This is a genomic window from Chitinophaga sp. CC14, from assembly GCF_048957795.1.
GTDB lineage: Bacteria > Bacteroidota > Bacteroidia > Chitinophagales > Chitinophagaceae > Chitinophaga > Chitinophaga ginsengisegetis.
The window spans coordinates 1,576,731-1,594,543 of record NZ_JARBFY010000003.1; the positions used below are offsets into that span (position 1 = coordinate 1,576,731).

Here is a 17,813-nt window from a genome sequence, read left to right on the forward strand (position 1 = left end):
TTACCAGCCATGAACCCTAATACGCTCTATACATCACCTTACAATCCGTCAACTCTTTCAAATGAGACTGCCCGATGGTATAAGTATAAGTTCCGTTTTGCCTGGTTTCTTTTACAATCTGCCCCGGCTCTTTTTGTTGGTAGCTTTCAAATAAACGGTTGTAGTCCGCACGATTGGCATCATAATCAAAGATGGTTAAGGGCAGCTCCCATTTGGTGTTGGAATAGCGGCGTTTAAACAGGACGCGGTCTTTTTCAGTCTGATAGCAAGAATAATATACATTTCCGTCTTTTTCTTCCAGTGTAAATTTATGTCCCGTATTTAATTTTTTGTTCCGGTAACTTTCGGGTGAAAGATGGTATTCTTCAATCAGGAAAAAGGTTTTGTTGAGCATTTTATAAACCCTTAACCAGTTGGGGCTGTATGCGATAACAGTGTCCATGTTATAATCCAGGGAAACATTGCCGGCTTTAACAGGAATGGTTTGTTCGTATGTTATAGCATGCATCCGGGTATCAAAACCAAAATCTGCGGGTTTGTTATCGATGGTAACCAGTGAATACGCCTCTGCATCGAAAGGAATATACTGTTCCCAATCTCTTTCAGTGGAAGGTTGCTGCCTTTTTAACAGAACAGCCGTCAGTTGCCCGGCAGTATTAAATTGATATTCCAATGAACGTTGTTTTTCATTGTTGGGGCTTATGAAAATTGATTGCACCCCGGAGTAATCCAGGAATTGAAGCGGCAGGTAATGATCATTAAAGATATGTTGAAGAATGAATTCGTTCATCTGGCCGGGTACACCGGGAGCAACGGGATTGATTTTGGTGGGATGTAAATACCGGTCCACTTTAAGTGAATCGATCTGGAAACGGTCATACTCATAGGAGCTGATCTCCGGTGGCCGGGTCTGCTGATTCGACATTTCTACTATGTCGCCTGTGTTTACTGTTGTTTTTGTTTGCCAGAAATGAATAGTGTACTGTTTTTTTTCATTTCCTTCAGACGGGTTGGTAAAACAAAAAACAAACCTTGCATCCGGATAAGGTGGCGGAGGAGTAAGAGATGTTGGCGTATTCCGTTTTTCCAGGTAAGCATATCTTTTCTGGAAGAATGTTTTGGCATCAGGACCCTTCGCCAGTTCTACGCTGTCGGTCAACTGATAACGGGGCGGCGCACTGCTCAACATTTTTTTGGCTGTTGATAGAGCATTAGTTTGGAAAAGTAACATAGTAACACGACCGTAATAATAAACCAGGAGGATCTTATCACCTTTCCCGTTGCTGGTTACGACAGTGTCTTCGTCGTAATCATTGTTGTTCAGGATGCGATCTGTTTTAAATCCCTTTTTTACCAGGTATTCTTTTACCTTCTCACCGGCATAGAAAGCATTCTCCAGGTCTTTTATAGAAAGAGACTGGGTGGGAGCCGTTTTAGGTTGCTGTGCAGCGACCACTGAAGACAAGGAAAGTATGCCAAGTAAAATAACCAGATGTTTTTTCATAACTGTCAAACTATTAAGTATCGCCGATGAACTATTGACCTAAACTAGTTTAATAGTTGCGATTACCCAAAAAATGTTTGGTATGGATATCTAATCTTTAGATATTAAATTTGTAAAAAAGTAATAATGGCTGATACTGGTAATAATCGGATAAAAAGGAGTGAGGAAATAACCAGTCAGTACTTTGTGTTTTTAGACAAGCACATTGATGACCTGGTACAGGGGAGAGTGACAGAAATGATGGAGCTGAATGAAATAGCTTCTGAATTATGCGTTTCACACAAGCACCTGACCGATACCATCAAGCAAACAATGGGCGCTCATCCCTGTCATTTCTATGATCAGAAAATTATAGAAAAGGCCAAACAACTTTTGCAGGAAACAGACGCTTCTATTGCACATATTGCTATGACCCTGACTTACGACCCTTCCAATTTCTCAAAATTCTTCAAAAAATATGTACGGTTAACCCCGGATCAATGGCGGAAAAATAATCTGCCAGGTTGAAACTTCCGAAAAGTTCACCACGATAAACCTATTTAGCATACAGACCTTTGCCGTAATTAAAACAATTAATATGGCAAGAAACGATTTAAATGGAAAAGTGGTTTTAATCGCGGGTGGAGCGAAAAACCTGGGAGGACTATTAAGCCGTAATTTTGCAGCGAAAGGAGCAAAACTGGCGATCCACTACAACAGTGGAAATACAAAAGCTGATGCAGAAAAAACACTGGCCGATGTAGAAGCTTTAGGAGCTGAAGCATTCCTGTTTCAGGCTGACCTCACTGATGTAAATAATATCGCTAAATTCTTTGATGAAGCCATTGATAAATTTGGCGGAATAGACATTGCCATCAACACCGTTGGTAAGGTTTTGAAGAAGCCGTATGTAGACACCACCGAAGCGGAGTACGACAGTATGTCGGACATTAACTCCAAAGTAGCATATTTCTTTATTCAGGAAGCCGGAAAAAAATTGAATGGTAATGGTAAGATATGTACCATCGTTACCTCTCTGCTGGCGGCATTTACCGGGTACTATTCTACTTATGCCGGAATGAAAGCGCCGGTAGAAGACTTTACCCGTGCCGCATCCAAAGAGTTTGGTGTTCGTGGTATTTCGGTATCGGCTGTAGCACCCGGACCAATGGATACCCCGTTTTTTTACGGGCAGGAAAGCACAGAGGCAGTGGCTTATCATAAAGCGGCTTCCGCATTGGGCGGACTTACGGATATCAAAGATATCGCTCCGCTGGTTGAGTTTTTAGTTACAGATGGCTGGTGGATTACCGGGCAAACCATTTTTGCCAATGGAGGATATACGACGCGTTAGTAGAGTAGGTAAGGGGTTAAGGGCAATAGGAGCTTGAGTCTTCTGTTGCCTTTTTTTATTACAGGGATGTTGATGTAATTTATTCAAGTTCCCGGAGTAACCCTTTGTGAGAGAATGGATGGCTACTTTTGAAATAAATTACCTCTCTGCATCTGAATATTCATTAGTCTTGAGATAGAGGGAGGTCGTAGTTGCAGCCCTGATGACGTTGCAGACATCCGGAAAGGTTTATGTGAGTACCATCTTTAATATTTCCTGCCAGCATCTTTTTCCGCTGATATTTTGTAATCATCACTGCTGATACCTTTTACGCCTTTGGCTTTTTTTACGGACGGCGGGATAGATATGGAATCAACAAGCGGGTTGGCGTTGTTATGAGATGAGGAGTCCAGTTTAATCAGCGGAAATATTCGCTCCGCCACCGAATCCATGTTGGTATGGTTTCCGGGTGTTTCTTCCAGTGATATACTATCTGTTTTTACCGGCGCCGGCATAACCGGTATGATTTTCTTTTCGGGACTGTCAATCCATATGGGGATGTTTTTAGCAGGGGAGGGCATTTCCGTTACAGATGAATCCTTTTGTGGCGTTACAATTTTCTGTGTATGATTTGTATAGCTGGAATACCACCAGAGCGCTGTAACGGCTACTGTTAATCCGGCAAAACCATACCAGCTTTTTCCTTTAAATTTAGGCGTAGTTTTTTTATCCGGTACTTCAGTAACCGCATCCAGCTGCATTTCAATGCTGGCCCAGATACTGTCTGCCATATCCGGCACAGGAACCTGGTTCAGCTTTGTTGCTATTAACTGCTCATATGGAGTGTTTGTATTCACTAAGTTCTGATTGCTGCTAGTTTCTGTTGAAGAATTTTCCTCGCTTCACTTAAATGCCATTTGCTGGTACCTTCGCTGATGTTTAATTGCCCGGCGATTTCTTTATGGGTGTAGCCATCGATAGCATATAAGACAAACACGGCGTGGGTAGCTGGCGGCAACTGCTTTACCAGCTGCAGTATGGCGGCTGCATCCGTTTTCTCAATGATATCATTATTAATAATTGGCTCTTCTGCAGCATCCAGTTGCAGGCTGGTGAAACGGCTCCTTTGTTTTATATGGTCTAATGATTCATTGATGATGATCTTTTTCAACCAACCGTGAAAATTTCCTTTCGTAGCGTCAAAAGTTTGTATGCTCCGGAACATTTTTACAAATGCGTGTCCCAGGATGTCAGCAGCCTCGTGTTCATCTATGGCGTAACGCATGGCAATAGTCATGGCAAATCCATAAAGCAGCCGGTATAGTTGCTCTTGTGCCTTTCTTGTTCCATTGCGGCACTCAATAATGATATTGTTTAATTCCTGTTCCAGCGGATTATATTATCAGGTTCACCAACGGATTACCACTTTGCATCGTGTACTTTCCTTGCCAGAATAGCGGTTGCAATGGCACTGATATTTAATTTTCCGGTAGCATCCAGCTCATTGTAGAACCAGATATTGCGGTCGATCATATCAATAATGGCTACCACGCCGTCGCTGGTACTTAGTTCATAACCTGACAGCAGTTTAAACGGCAGCTTGCCGGTTTTGCCATCGGGGAGGGCCGTATTTTTGATGCTCAATGGTTTGATAAAAATAGTATCAATACCGTTTGTGGCCAGTCCATTATCTTCCTGCCTGATATAAGTAAACGGGTTTTTATCATTTTCTGCTTTCCTGTCATAGATGTTTGTCATCAGTAATTCCCAGTTTTTACTCTCCTGTGTGGTATCAACGCCGATGAGCGCTGAAAATACATATTTATACTGCTGGAGTTGCTCGAAACCGCTGAAGGGCCCCTGGCCATTAATAACTTCATATTCGAGCTTTTTTGTTACTTCTTTTTCATCTGCATATACTTCTACGCTATGGTTCCCATCGGACAAGGTATAACTGAATTTTGCCTTTTCCTTTGTTACACTTTCGCTTTTCTGGATACCAATTTTATTCCATAATAGATTTTCCAGGAAGAAACCTCGTCCGCCCCACCCGGGATAACTTAAATGAATGCCTCTTTTTATTCTGGAAGTCATAAAATGATCGAACGACATTTTATTCCCTCTTGCGCCTTTCACATGCTGCATAGTAGCCTGTTGTCTGAAGGCGTCCGGGATAGTCAGCCTGATGGAAGTACAACTGGTTAAACAGGCCGCAGCTATTATTAATACAGTGTTTTTCATTTGTTTCTTTTAACATCCGGGATAATTCCATTAACAGTACCCTCTTTTTTGCCGCAATGGTTGGGTAGTCATCAAAAAAAATATTTTTTTCACTTTAGCCAACCATCAGGAAGGGGAAAGAGGTACTATCAATAAACAAAATAAATGAAAATAATTACTATGAAATGGTTTTTAGTGGCCATCGCCACAAGCTGTATCCTTTCCTGTCAGAAAGAAGAAAGTAACGCACCTGGGTGCAGTATAAGTATGACGGGGTTATCGGGAACCTATAAACTGACGGCATTGAAGTACCAGGCAAGTGCGGCTGCGGCGCCTGTCGACTACCTGGCATCTATGGACGCCTGTGAAAAAGACGATATTATCACTTTAAAAAGCGATGGTACGTACGAATACAACGACGCAGGCACCGTTTGCACCCCGGCGGAAAGTAAACACGGCGCCTGGCAGATGAAGGGGAATACACTAACCAGCGATGGTACTTTAAATGGTACGGTGGCCAGTTATGATTGTAAAACACTGGTTTATTATACGGAAAATTCAATTGTGGCGGGCGATAAACTGACATTTACAATGGTAAAGCAATAGCAGTGACCTGATACACAGTTTTACCGCCAGAGAGTATCAATTACCCATAAACCTTCCAGGCCAGGCTGGTTTATGAGTAATTGATATGGAGGGCTAATATTTTTATTGCTGGTTATCGATCTTCGTTTCCAGGCTATCCTGTAAGCTTACGCGCAGACTTGATAACAGGTTGTAACCAGTGGCATTTTCAATATCACGTACGGTTGTCCTGTACTGGGTCCAGTCGGAGTTAATACTGTTGGTGTTGGGTGTATTCACCGCAATCACCCGGGTTGCCCCGTTAATCCTGCTCAGGTCATTGTTGCCTGCAGGCAGTACCACTATAACCTTCCAGATATTGGCCGGAACTGTTACATTCCCGTTGTTGATGGTATTGGTAACACCGCCCAGGGAGCCGGTGCCGCCCTGGCCATAATTACCATCGATCACGTATACCTCATTGCCGGCGTTAACAAGGCTGCGGGTATAGTTTTCCAGGTTAGCCCATGTCTGCTGGTTGTTATTAGGCGCCTGCGGCATCATATTCGTCATGAGGAAGGTCGCGGAGTTGGCTTCGGTGGTGGATGTCCTGTCACCGGAAGGGCAGTTGTGGCCACGGTCAAATCCTGAGCCGCTGTAGCTGCTGTTTTGTACCTGGTACCATCCGGCGGGCAACGTGTTGTCTGCCCTGAAATCATCGCTGCGGGAAACGGAGCCCAGATCGGATGATTGTATGTGCCAGCTTACCCAATTGGGGGTACCACGGCTACGGCTATATGATAGCGCATAGTAAGTTTTTACCATCAGGTAATTATTTTCTGAAGAGATATCTGCCAGCGCGTTGCTTGGGTTGCCCAGTAACATATTGTCGTTGTCTCCCGCTGCAGGAGGCGGATTGCTGCTGCCATCGCCGGTCATAATGGAAATATCATCGATGTTAATCCTGTTTGAGCCACCGGAAACTTTCCGGATGCTGATCCGCAGACTGGCGCCAGCGGTAAAAGTAAAAGTAAAAGTAGCTGCCTGCAGGTTACCGGAAGTAGTAATGTTGCTGCCCTGCTGTTGCCAGCTTCCGCCATTATCACCGGAAGTCCATAACTGCCAGTCGCTGCTACCATCCGACCCATAGCTGCCATGATGAACCGTAACGGTAACGGTACCTGTTCCGCCGGCGATATTAAAGTTGGTCGTTAATGTACCGGTGTTCCTGATACGTACTGATTTGGTACCATTTTTCAGATCGGCCGACAGTGTGCCAATCAGGGCATCATCCAGTGTCCAGGAGCCGCTGGACAAGGTTACCGTACCACTTGCATACGCCGTTTTACTGCCGGATTCGAAATTTTCTGTCAGCAGGGTAGTCAGTTCTGTGGTCGCCTTACGTTGTGAAGGGAGGGTTTCCTGGGGTTGGATAGTTGCTTCCTTTTTACAGGAAGTGAACAATACACCGCCAAAGCATATAACAAGGATATGCCTGATGAAGGGTTTCATAATGCAGGTTTTTATGGATTATCGGATTGCTTAGGATTCTATCGCTGTTGTAGTCAATGCTATGCAGGTGCCGTCTGCCTGGTGTCCGGTGATATAAACAGGAATACTGGCTCCTGCTTCTACACGGGTTATCTGGATATTCGTAAGGTTTTCCCGGAGGAATTGCCGGAGTGCTTTAAACTTTTGTGCGTTGGCAACAATCGGTGCGTCATTTGGATCAGCGGCAGTGGTGATATGGCTAAAAAATGCTTCTTCTTCCACGGACTTCAGAGCATCCGGTGAAACATGGTGCAATGCCGCTATTTTACCATGCACTTTAGCAGGTGGTAAAACGCCCCACTGCTCAATGGTTAGCGGATACTCCGACTCACTAAAGTATAAAATGCCGGCTGTTTTATCGGTTAGCTGTTTTAACAAAGCAATGTTTTCCATGGAATGAAATTAGAAATTATCTCTGCATATTTTTATCATGAGGGCAATGATAATAATACGTTAATAATAAAGGTATGCCGTGATGGTAAAGGGGCTCAGCAATAAAGTGTTCAGCTGTTAAGGGATATTGGGGTCATACATTTCCATCATAGAAACATTTTCTTTCAAAATAGCATTAGAAGGAATCGTGAATAAGGAGTCAGGCAACTTTACATCGATGACATCCTTAACAACAAGCACAGAGAATCCACTGAATGGCTTACCATCTTTTCCCGTGCCAGGTGTCGGCGCCCACAATAAAGTAATGAAAGGGCTGGTGCCCGCCGGGAAAAAATAGGTTAATGGAGATTCAACCGGGTATTGTTTTGTACTAAACTGAAAGAATACAGAATCTTTGCCCACAATGCCATAGCCATAATTGATGGCACAGGTATCTCCATTTTGATTTGGAATAGCTTCCAGGATGCAATTATTATTCCTGCTGGAAGATAAAGAAGCCTTGAAAAATAAATCATATCGCAGATCCCTGATCGGGCTTACAGATATCATCGGCTGATCTTTCTTTGTATAAAAGGTATATGCCTTATTTTGATGAAAATCCAGCAGGTACTCCGGTATTACCATCTTCGCGGTGAGAGTCGTTTTAAATACGGTATCACCTTGCCTGGTTATTTTCTTGTCGCTATTTGTAGGAGAGGATGAAGTACCTTCTCTTCTTAATACTTTGGAGCCTTTGATGTAATAGGTGTAGTTTGTAAACAAGTTGTTTGCAGTATCCGGATGAAGTAGGTTCCTCTCCATTGCAAAATAATGTGCGATTTTTATGATACCCTCTCCGAAGTTATATGCTTTTTGCCCAAAAACACTGTGATGATAGCAAAGTAACAAAATAGCGTATAATAAAATACGAGGTTTCATAAATAGCAGGTTAGTTAACAATAGACACAAAAATATCGCTGTATAAATAAAACCTTCAACGGATATTGATGAGTTGTAACTATATATTACCCCCTTTTTCCTATCTGTGGGGATATTGGAGATTTCTATTTGAAAGAAGCAGATATTTTCCCCAGTATTTTATCAAACAGCAGCTTTTCATTTTCCGGATACCTGATTCGCAGGTGATATAGTAAGCCACTCCTGATAATACTTTTGTGATAGAAGATATATGGGATGCCATCCATTTCGTGGCCGCTGATCACATACCACATAGGTTTTATCGTCTTATAAACGACGCGTTTGTCCGATTTCAGATCATTGTCATAATAAGATTGCAGTTCTTTTTGTGTGCCATTGCCCCACATTTCAACAGTAACTGAAATTTCGTGGTCTATGTCTGTTGTGTACCACTGTAGCGTACCGCCAGCTACCAGCAGACCTTCTTTGAAATAATCGGGTAATTGTATTGTAAAGCCGTTTTTATGGTTAAATGTTTTCCATGTTGTCTGGCTCTTACCGGTAAGAGCAGTCAGGCAAAGGATTATCGACAATGTAAGGATGAATGAATGTTTCATGAATGAGTGAATAGGAAGACTACGAAAAATACAAATATAAAAAACCATTCCGTGATTGATGGTCCGGTTTTAAGTGAAAACCATGGAAAATTTAAAACATCATAAAATCTTAAAAAATAATCTTAATATAGTTTAAATTTATTTCTTAAGATTGTTTATTGGTACAATACCGGATATACAGGTTCTTGTGCGAAAGAATAACATCGCAGTGGCCGTCTTTCTTCTAAATTAATACTAACGAAATGAAATACATCTTCTCATTACTTGCAAGTGGTATACTGCTTATGTCCGGGAACGCCCGCGGACAGACGGCAACATTGAATGTAAACACATTGGAGGCCGTAAGTGTACAAATGTCAATAGAAAAAACCGGCGTAAAGGTTATCAAAGACTCTTCTGTAAAAGACGCTGACGAGCCTACTTTTGCAAAAGTAAAAAACAGCGATTTCAGGAACGGAACGATCACCGTAAAAGTGCTCAGCAAACTTTTGAAAGACGCCCCGAAGACTTCGCGTGGCTTTATTGGCATTGCCTTTAGAATTAACCCGGAAAATAATAAGTTTGAAGCTATCTACATACGGCCCACTAATGGACGAGCGGAGGATCAGTTAAGGAGGAATCATGCCATACAGTATTTTTCTTACCCCAATTATACGTATGACCGCCTTCGTAACGAATCGCCAGGCGTTTATGAGTCATATGCCGACATGGACCTCAATGAATGGATCACCATGAAAATAGTGGTAAAAGAAAACCAGGCGAAGCTTTTTCTGAATGGAAACAAACAACCATCCCTCATTGTCAGCGACCTGAAACATGGACCAGATGCATCAGGTGGTATTGGTTTATGGGTGGATGTGGGCACAGAGGGATACTTTAAAGACCTCAAAATTGTTAAAGAATAAAGGGCAACACAGTTGCTTTATTGATCTTGTAGTATTCACCGTTTAAAAAGGTTCTCAGTATAAACAGCTCACTCTTCCGGATTGAGCGAGCCACCTGAAAAAATCGAAAAGAAATCCTTTTTATACACCTCGCCGAGGGGGATCTCAAATTCGCTGAGGTAAATATTGCGGTGATCAAAGGAATCTATATATTTTGTATTCACCACATAGGACTTGCTGACCCGCAGGAAAAGGTGCTGGGGCAGCTTCTGGTGAATGGTTTTTAAATTCATGGCAGTAATAAGCTTTTGGTTACCGACATACATGACCACATAATCCTTCAGCCCCTCTATAAACCTGATATCGGCAAAATTGATCCTATGGAATTTCCGCTCTGATTTAATCAGTAAGAAGTCAACTGTATTGGACTCAATAATACTCTTTTCGGTATCATCTGAAAGCAATTTTCTATATACCTCCGCTTTATTGATTGCTTTCCCCAGCCTCGATTTTTCTATGGGTTTAAGGAGGTAGTCGATGGCATCCAGCTCGTAACTCTTTAATGCGTATTGCGGATAAGCTGTTGTGAAAATGGTAAGCGTTTGCCTGGGCAGTTGTGCGGCAAACTGCAATCCCGTTACCATCGGCATTTCAATATCGAGGAAAATAAGATCTACCTCATTTTCTTTTAAGAAGTCCAGGGCAGTGAGGGCATTGGCGAATTTTCCCAATATCTCCAGCCGGGATACTTCTTTGATCAATGCCTGCATTTGTTCTCTTGCCAGTGGTTCATCATCTACAATGATACAGTTCATAACGGTATTGTTAGTTTTACATTATATTCATTTTCTGAAGAAGTAATCTCAAGATCACAATTATCGCCATATAAAAGTTCAAGCCGTCTTTTTATGTTTGCTAAGCCTAATCCACTGTTTTTTTCATCGGAGGGTATATATCCGGGGTCTGTCGAATTAGCACATTGGAAGTAAAGTTTATCATCGCTAACGGTTATGCCAATCCTGATGTAGGATTCCGCCCCGTTTATGTTTACACTGTGCTTTATAGCATTTTCAACAAAGGTAGTGAAAAGGTTAGGTGGTAAAAAGATATGGTTCAGGGCTGAAGCAGCCGTATGATTTTCGATACTGACCGACAGGTTATCTCTTCTGATTTTTTCCAGATCAAGGAAATTGGACAGGAAATTGATCTCGGACCTCAGCAGTGTTTTTTCCTCATTATTCTCATAAAGCTGGTAGCGAAGAAATTCGGATAGTTTCATAATAACAATATCTGCTTTCTCCGGATCGCTGCGCATAAGCGCCCTGATTCCATTGAGCATGTTAAACAGGAAATGCGGATTGATCTGGTTCCGCAATTCGTTTAGTTCCATAGTCAGGGTGATATTCCTTAGCTCCGTAATTCTTTCATTGTCCCTCATCCACCGCTGGAACAGCTTGATCATAGTAGTGACCAGGATAATCGGTGTTAAGAGGATTGTTCCTTCATAGAATCCCATTTTATTGGCAGGGGCATACAAGTTCGGCGGCAATTGTGCATACGAGGAAAACATATTTAATAATACGAACATCAGTACCATAAACACCAATACCAGTAAAACCAGGAGTGCCAGGTAGCTTATGTACCAACCCTTGAAGAAAAACCTGGGCACCAGTACATTCATGTTGATGTAGCACATCGTTATCAGCGCTCCGTACACGCAGAACAACTTGAAATACCTGTAGGTTCCGGAGTATTGTAAAACCGGGTTGGTATTGTAAATGATAGCCAGAGATCCAAGTAACAACACCGCATGACGTAAAAACTTGTACCGGTCGTCAACGATCAGCTGTATAATCTTCCTTTCCTTTAACTCCGGGTGTTCGTGTTTCATGATATTCCAGGGTTTCTTAAACCTGCACAAAGATAAAACGATATATCCGGCAGTTACCGGATATTATACAAACCACCCTTGTTCTTATACCAAATTCCGGCGCGAAAGGATTTAATATAAAATGTAACCGGCTTGGTATAAAAAGGGAAAACTGCTATGGTATTAATCCTTTCTTTGTTCCACTTCGCCAACAATAATTTTTTCCCTGGTCTATAATTAAAAGTATAAAATAAAGAAGATGGATGTTTTGAAAAATGCAGTACCATTAGTATTAGGTTTGCTGACTTTATCGGCAGAAAGTTTTTCACAGACGCGGGACAGTATTCCCGGCGCTGCTAAGGATAGCGTGAATATATCCAAACGGGTAGTGGCCTATGCGGCCGACAAATTCGCCATTACACGGCCCTTCAATATAGAATTTACCCATGTTGCTCCGTATAACTTTTCTTCGGAAAGAGGAGGGAAGTCGTTGCCGGATAGTAAGATTAACAGTTTCTCGCAGGCTAAAGTGAGCGCCAATATCAACTTTATAAAAAGAAAAAACTGGCTATTGGGTGCTACTGTGGGCTACAGGTATACCACTGCGGAAGCTGGTTTAGTACCCTCTGTTGGAGGAACAGTCAAAACTGTTGACGGCGATTTTCATTATCTTTTTTCATCTGTCAACTTTACTTTTTTTTCAACTTTATTTAATAAACGCACCATCTATACTTCCAGTATTTTGGTAGATGGGAGTGAGAAGTATCTTGAAAGGGTGAAAGGAATGGCGACAGGTACAATGATCCTGAAAGCCAATCAACGCACAAAGATGACGGCGGGCATACTCATTAGTATTGATCCGAGTGCCCAAAGTCCCATCGTACCAACTTTCTCCTATGAGCATAAATTTAATAACGGGCTGATCGCAGATGTTGTTCTCCCCAGAAGTGTTTACCTGAGAAAACCCGTATTCACCAATGGCAGGGTATCATTGGGGGCAGAGATGGATAGAACCTCCTTTTACCTGTACAATATAGATGGCACCTCTCAAAAGTATGAATACAGGCAGTTGGATATCAACTCCGGGTTAACTTATGAACATCTCATTGCAAAATATTTTGTGTTCACTGCAAAAACAGGGATGAGGATAACCCCATCCGGAAGGATGTTCCGTAAGGAGGATTCATTCGGCTCACCGGTATTCAAAACCACCCCGGATCCAACTTTTTATTTCAACGTAGGAGTATCATTCAATCCTTTTTCCCTGATAGGGAAGAAGAAATAATTGCATTTATGGTAAATGTTTTCAAAACAGATGTTCAGTCAGCAGATGTAGCCAAAGAGATCATCAATGATCTCTTGCAGATGTATCCATGCCTGAGGATAACTTTTGATCTGGAAGATGAAGACAAGATCATGAGGGTGGAGGGCGTTTTTTTTAAGGCAGCTGATATCATCAGCAGCCTTAAAGAAAACGGTCATTGCTGTATTTATTTACCTATGGATATTGATAAATAGATTCATTCGTACAAATACGTTCTCCGGTACTCACTCGGCGTTTGCTGTTTTACTTCTTTGAATTGTTTACTGAAGTGTGCCCAGCTTTTATAACCACTTTCATAACAGATATCCAATATCGGCTGCGTAGTGGCAGTAAGCAGTTTACAGGCATGACTGATGCGCAGATCTCTCAGGAAATCGAAATATGTTTTTTTGATATTTTTTTTGAAGAACCTGCAAAAATTGGGCACGCTCATGTTTGCAATAGCAGCCACTTCTTCAAGGGTCACTTTTTCGAGATAGTGTTTAAAAGAGAAATCAATAATTTTCTCGATGACGGGGTTGAGCACATTGCCTGTATCGGTGAAATCTTCTGCCAGTATTTTATATTGGGTTGAATGACCTATTCTATGCAGGCATTGCAGTAAAAGGATCAGTTTATCAAAGCCTTTTTCATGGTGTATCTGCTGCATGCTTTCCGACACCTCCTTTTTCAGGGCGTGTTCCAGCTGTATACCGTTGTTCTTTTGCAACAGGGATTGTATGGTTTTCATTTCCGCCATTTGCAGCAGCCCATCTCCCCAGCAATCCCGGGTGAAGTGTATAACCAGGGCGGCCCCCTTCATTTTAGGATGACTTTTTCTGAACCAATGCGGAAGATTACCAGCCATAAAGAATACATCGTTCACCGTGTAGTCGCTTACATAGTCGCCGATCATGGCGGTTCCATTGCCTTTTAATATCAGGATCAATTCGTATTCAGGATGCTTATGCCAGTTGGTTTCAAACTGCGGCGTTTCATAAATACGGCAGGCAAAGCTCTGACTGGAATCGTTGGTGATTTTCTGAAGAATCGTTTTCATGCAGACTTAAGATAACCCATCTTATCATATAAATGGGTAAAATTATCAAATTATTGATAAGATAGCATATTTTCTTTCAAAAATAACGGTTGCCAGCCCTTTAAATTCCCGTCATATTTGCGTTATTAAAACACGGATATGAAAATAATTACTGGAAAGAAAGAATTTTTTGCAGGCATTGATGCCATTAAATTTGAAGGACCACGTACCGATAATCCTTTAGCTTACCGCTGGTATGATGAGAACAAAGTAGTGGCTGGCAAACCAATGAAAGAATGGTTGCGCTTCGCTGTTGCTTACTGGCACTCCTTTAACGGAACCGGCGCCGATCCCTTTGGCGAAGCAACACACATCTTTGAATGGGATAAGAACGCAGATCCTGTTGCCCGCGCAAAAGACAAAGCGGATGCCGCTTTTGAACTGATTACCAAACTCAATCTTCCTTATTACTGCTTCCATGATGTAGATGTGGTTGACTACACAAACGACATCGCGGAAAATGAAAAGCGCCTGCAAACGCTTACGCAGTACCTGAAACAGAAACAGGAGGAGAGTGGCGTTAAGTTATTATGGGGTACCGCCAACCTGTTCAGTCACCGCCGTTATATGAATGGTGCGGCCACCAATCCTGACTTCCACGTATTAAGCCATGCAGCAGCCCAGGTAAAAGCGGCGCTCGATGCCACTATTGCACTTGGTGGAGAGAACTATGTTTTCTGGGGCGGCCGTGAAGGATATATGAGCCTGTTAAATACAGATATGAAGCGGGAAAAGGAACACCTGGCAAGGTTCCTGCAGGCATCAAGGGATTATGCCCGCAAAAATGGCTTTACAGGTACATTCTTTATTGAACCCAAGCCCTGCGAGCCTACCAAACACCAATATGATTATGATGCAGAAACGGTGATCGGGTTCCTTCGTCAGTACGACCTGTTGAACGACTTTAAGCTCAACCTCGAAGTGAACCACGCAACACTGGCTGGCCATACTTTCCAGCATGAGCTGCAGGTAGCTATAGACGCCGGTTTGCTCGGAAGCATGGACGCCAACAGGGGCGACTACCAGAATGGCTGGGATACCGACCAGTTCCCCACCAACCTCAACGAGCTTACTGAGGCCATGCTGATCATCCTCGAAGGCGGCGGCTTTAAAGGTGGCGGCATCAACTTCGATGCGAAGATCAGGAGAAACTCTACCGATCCTGCGGATATATTCTACGCTCATATCGGTGGGGTGGACAGCTTTGCCCGCGCCCTGATCACTGCGGATGAAATCCTGGAGAAAAGCGACTACCGCAAAATCCGTCAGGAACGTTATGCCTCTTTCAGCGTTGATACAGCAAAAGCCTTTGAATCAGGAAAGGCCGGCCTGGAAGAACTGCGCGCCTTTGCTATCGCCCAGGGAGAACCTGCGGTAAGAAGCGGCAGACAGGAGTACCTGGAAAATATCATCAATAATTACCTGTAAGGCGTTTTTATAAAAAAACATTCCTGACTCCGCCGGTACTTAACCGGCGGAGTTTTTTTTGTAAGAAATGAGTGGCAGACTGCCGGATAAAACATTTTTACCCTTCATTTCAACATTTGTACCCGCCGGTTGGAGTAGCGTGGAATTATCTTACCGCTACAAAAAACCACGTTTACGAAATGTTACTAAAACCGATTGTCTTTGTTATTTTATTTTTTAGCCTGACGATGCAAAACGGGCTGGCCCAGCAAAGAGGCCCTGGCAGGAAGCCGCCCGCTGAAACAGATTCCACACATTTTTATTCGGCAGTGAATACCTATATCAATCCTGTTCTGCCAGGAGATCATCCCGATCCAACCCTGCTAAAGGTGGGAAACGATTTCTATCACTGTGGCTCTTCTTTTCATTTCAATCCCTACCTGCCCATTTATCATTCCAAAGACCTGGTACATTGGAAAGTGATCAGCCGTGTATTGCCGCCGGAAAATACCGGTATGGTAGCGGACCGCCCCGGTGCCGGCGTATGGCAGGGCGCCATCACGTATTTTTATGGCTCCTATTGGATCTATTTTTCTTCCGGCGGACAATGGTTTTCCAAAGCAGCTGCGCCACAGGGTCCGTGGACAGCCCCGGTGCGGGTGAAGGATAATCCTCAGACCGGACCACTCGGCTACGATAACTCCATTTTTGTAGATGACGACGGAAAGCCATACATGGTAATTAAAAATGGCCAGAAAGTAAACCGCCTGCAGGCGCTTGGGCAGGACGGCCAGCTCACGGATTCAGTGATCAACCTGGATTGGATGAATGCAAACCTGCAATACAGCTGGGCAGAAGGCCCCGTAATGTGTAAACGCAATGGATATTACTACTACTTCCCGGCCGGCGACGTATCCGGTGGTCAGTATGTTTTGCGGGCAACAGCCCTCACGGCAGATTCCACCAAGTGGGAACGGCTGGGCAATTTTTTCAAACCAAGCCCTGACCCGCACAATACTTTTGCCCGTCCCAATCATATTTCAGCACCCGTTCAACTGGCGGATGGTACCTGGTGGACAATCGGGCAGAGTTATCAGAAAAGAGATCAGGATGATTGGTCTGGTATGGGACGACAAACTTCTTTATACCAGGTACTGTGGGAGGGCGACCGTCCCTGGGGAGCGCCACCGGTTAGCGGACCGGTAGTGAAGCCCGCACTGGATAACGATAACACTCCCTGGCGCAGTGTACGTACCGATCATTTTGATACAGACAGCCTGGGAGCCTGGTGGCATTTCCTGACAAAACCCGCAGCAGCACAGTATTCCCTGGCGCACCGGAAAGGTTGGATCCGTTTGTCTCCCGACAGCGGGAGAACCCACCTCCTGCAAAAGGAAACAGATCATTTCTATTCAGCCTTTACCCGTCTCGACGCCGATGCGCAGGCAGCAAATGGCGGCATTTACCTCACCAATGGCAACCAAACTGTATATGCCCGCCTTTACTATACGCAGGGGAGAATTGTTTTTCAGTTGAACTCCGCGTTGCGGGAGCTACCTTATAATAAAGGAGGAAACGTTTGGCTTAAACTGGAAAGGTGGGAGCATCAGCTGAGTGGCTTTTTCAGTACGGATGGTAAAAACTGGACATCAGTGGGCGCGCCTCTCAGTGCCGTGGCTTTGGATAAAGCCCAGCCTAATTTTAACAGTTGGGTAGGTACCAGCATTGGTTTGTTTGCGGAACATGGCCCGGTTGATTTCGATTTTTTTGTTTGTAAAGATGGATTTTCCGCCTTGCCTGCCATTGGAAGCAGCAATCAATATGGTACACATAAAGTAAAGAGAGGGGATGATTGGGTAGTCACTAATTTTTCGGCACACGGCGGCTGGCTGATGATATCAGGAGTAGATTTCGGTACCGCCGGAGAAGCCCGGGCAATTGAGATAACGGCTGCTGCTACTAAAAGTGGTGAACTGAAAGTGCTGGTTGACGACCTGGAGAACGGTAAACAAATTGCCGGCGTTCCGGTTAAACCCGGCCAACTTTCCGGGCGGGCTCTTTTGCGGAATAAAGATCTTTCTGGTCAGCATGACCTCTTTATCAGGTTCCCGGCAGGCGCCTCACAGGAGATATTTATTAAGAGTATCCGCTTGTTAAGAACGGGGAAAAAATAGTCCCGATTTTAAGGACCG

Annotated in this window: 19 protein-coding genes; 8 read left to right on the top strand and 11 right to left on the bottom strand. The window is 43.6% G+C overall.

Features of this window, described 5'->3' with window-relative positions:
- Window positions 1-16: 16 nt before the first annotated feature.
- Window positions 17-1,504: a hypothetical protein gene (locus PV783_RS16455; RefSeq protein WP_420988795.1), complete on the bottom strand. Its 1,488-nt coding sequence runs from the start codon at window positions 1,502-1,504 to the stop codon at window positions 17-19.
- Window positions 1,505-1,630: 126 nt separating this feature from the next.
- On the opposite strand from PV783_RS16455, the gene PV783_RS16460 reads away from it, so the two are divergent.
- Together PV783_RS16460 and PV783_RS16465 are read left to right on the top strand one after the other, a co-directional pair.
- Window positions 1,631-2,011: a helix-turn-helix domain-containing protein gene (locus tag PV783_RS16460; protein WP_420988796.1), complete on the top strand. Its 381-nt coding sequence runs from the start codon at window positions 1,631-1,633 to the stop codon at window positions 2,009-2,011.
- A gap of 70 nt (window positions 2,012-2,081) precedes the next feature.
- Window positions 2,082-2,837 (top strand): SDR family oxidoreductase, encoded by a 756-nt coding sequence (locus PV783_RS16465; RefSeq protein WP_420988797.1) that lies wholly within the window; start codon window positions 2,082-2,084, stop codon window positions 2,835-2,837.
- A 245-nt stretch (window positions 2,838-3,082) separates the two neighbouring features.
- On the opposite strand, the gene PV783_RS16470 is transcribed toward PV783_RS16465, so the two are convergent.
- Genes PV783_RS16470 through PV783_RS16480 form a run of 3 tightly spaced genes read right to left on the bottom strand, consistent with a single transcriptional unit; the run spans window position 3,083 to window position 5,057 of the window.
- Window positions 3,083-3,673, bottom strand: a complete 591-nt coding sequence (locus PV783_RS16470) for a hypothetical protein (protein ID WP_420988798.1) — start codon at window positions 3,671-3,673, stop codon at window positions 3,083-3,085.
- Window positions 3,673-4,206, bottom strand: a complete 534-nt coding sequence (locus tag PV783_RS16475; protein WP_079467855.1) for an RNA polymerase sigma factor — start codon at window positions 4,204-4,206, stop codon at window positions 3,673-3,675. The genes PV783_RS16470 and PV783_RS16475 overlap by 1 nt, the downstream gene beginning before the upstream one ends.
- 29 nt (window positions 4,207-4,235) lie before the next feature.
- The gene (locus tag PV783_RS16480) at window positions 4,236-5,057 is read right to left on the bottom strand and encodes a hypothetical protein (RefSeq protein WP_111578584.1); all 822 of its coding nucleotides are present in this window, start codon (window positions 5,055-5,057) and stop codon (window positions 4,236-4,238) included.
- A gap of 159 nt (window positions 5,058-5,216) precedes the next feature.
- On the opposite strand from PV783_RS16480, the gene PV783_RS16485 reads away from it, so the two are divergent.
- Window positions 5,217-5,642 (top strand): lipocalin family protein, encoded by a 426-nt coding sequence (locus PV783_RS16485; RefSeq protein WP_420988799.1) that lies wholly within the window; start codon window positions 5,217-5,219, stop codon window positions 5,640-5,642.
- Between the two features lie 102 nt (window positions 5,643-5,744).
- Here the strand turns inward: PV783_RS16485 and PV783_RS16490 are convergent, their stop codons facing one another.
- From PV783_RS16490 to PV783_RS16505, 4 genes are all read right to left on the bottom strand, one after another.
- Window positions 5,745-7,112, bottom strand: coding sequence for a DNA/RNA non-specific endonuclease (locus PV783_RS16490; protein WP_420988800.1), 1,368 nt, complete (start codon window positions 7,110-7,112; stop codon window positions 5,745-5,747).
- 30 nt (window positions 7,113-7,142) lie between these two features.
- Window positions 7,143-7,544 (bottom strand): nuclease A inhibitor family protein, encoded by a 402-nt coding sequence (locus PV783_RS16495; RefSeq protein WP_420988801.1) that lies wholly within the window; start codon window positions 7,542-7,544, stop codon window positions 7,143-7,145.
- 117 nt (window positions 7,545-7,661) lie between these two features.
- Window positions 7,662-8,483 (bottom strand): hypothetical protein, encoded by an 822-nt coding sequence (locus PV783_RS16500; protein ID WP_420988802.1) that lies wholly within the window; start codon window positions 8,481-8,483, stop codon window positions 7,662-7,664.
- A 104-nt stretch (window positions 8,484-8,587) separates the two neighbouring features.
- Entirely contained in the window at window positions 8,588-9,058 is a 471-nt protein-coding gene (locus PV783_RS16505; protein ID WP_420988803.1) for a hypothetical protein, read from the bottom strand.
- Between the two features lie 242 nt (window positions 9,059-9,300).
- Between PV783_RS16505 and PV783_RS16510 the strand changes: the two genes are divergently transcribed.
- On the top strand, window positions 9,301-9,963 hold the full coding sequence (locus tag PV783_RS16510) for a family 16 glycoside hydrolase (RefSeq protein WP_420988804.1): 663 nt from the start codon (window positions 9,301-9,303) through the stop codon (window positions 9,961-9,963).
- Between the two features lie 68 nt (window positions 9,964-10,031).
- Here PV783_RS16510 and PV783_RS16515 read toward each other — a convergent pair whose 3' ends face one another.
- Both PV783_RS16515 and PV783_RS16520 read right to left on the bottom strand, forming a co-directional pair.
- Window positions 10,032-10,757 carry a LytR/AlgR family response regulator transcription factor gene (locus tag PV783_RS16515; RefSeq protein WP_420988805.1) on the bottom strand — a complete coding sequence of 242 codons (726 nt, stop codon included), beginning with the start codon at window positions 10,755-10,757 and terminating at the stop codon, window positions 10,032-10,034.
- The gene (locus tag PV783_RS16520) at window positions 10,754-11,833 is read right to left on the bottom strand and encodes a sensor histidine kinase (RefSeq protein ID WP_420988806.1); all 1,080 of its coding nucleotides are present in this window, start codon (window positions 11,831-11,833) and stop codon (window positions 10,754-10,756) included. Before PV783_RS16520 ends, PV783_RS16515 begins: the two co-directional genes overlap by 4 nt.
- Window positions 11,834-12,071: 238 nt before the next feature.
- Here PV783_RS16520 and PV783_RS16525 point away from each other — a divergent pair, with 238 nt between their 5' ends.
- Both PV783_RS16525 and PV783_RS16530 read left to right on the top strand, forming a co-directional pair.
- Window positions 12,072-13,097 (top strand): hypothetical protein, encoded by a 1,026-nt coding sequence (locus tag PV783_RS16525; RefSeq protein WP_420988807.1) that lies wholly within the window; start codon window positions 12,072-12,074, stop codon window positions 13,095-13,097.
- Window positions 13,098-13,105: 8 nt separating this feature from the next.
- The gene (locus tag PV783_RS16530) at window positions 13,106-13,330 is read left to right on the top strand and encodes a hypothetical protein (protein ID WP_111578576.1); all 225 of its coding nucleotides are present in this window, start codon (window positions 13,106-13,108) and stop codon (window positions 13,328-13,330) included.
- 2 nt (window positions 13,331-13,332) lie between these two features.
- Here PV783_RS16530 and PV783_RS16535 read toward each other — a convergent pair whose 3' ends face one another.
- On the bottom strand, window positions 13,333-14,175 hold the full coding sequence (locus PV783_RS16535; RefSeq protein WP_079467845.1) for an AraC family transcriptional regulator: 843 nt from the start codon (window positions 14,173-14,175) through the stop codon (window positions 13,333-13,335).
- A gap of 138 nt (window positions 14,176-14,313) precedes the next feature.
- Between PV783_RS16535 and xylA the strand changes: the two genes are divergently transcribed.
- Both xylA and PV783_RS16545 read left to right on the top strand, forming a co-directional pair.
- Entirely contained in the window at window positions 14,314-15,642 is a 1,329-nt protein-coding gene (xylA, locus tag PV783_RS16540; protein WP_079467844.1) for a xylose isomerase, read from the top strand.
- 179 nt (window positions 15,643-15,821) lie between these two features.
- Entirely contained in the window at window positions 15,822-17,795 is a 1,974-nt protein-coding gene (locus PV783_RS16545; protein WP_420988808.1) for a family 43 glycosylhydrolase, read from the top strand.
- The last annotated feature ends 18 nt before the right edge of the window (window positions 17,796-17,813 follow it).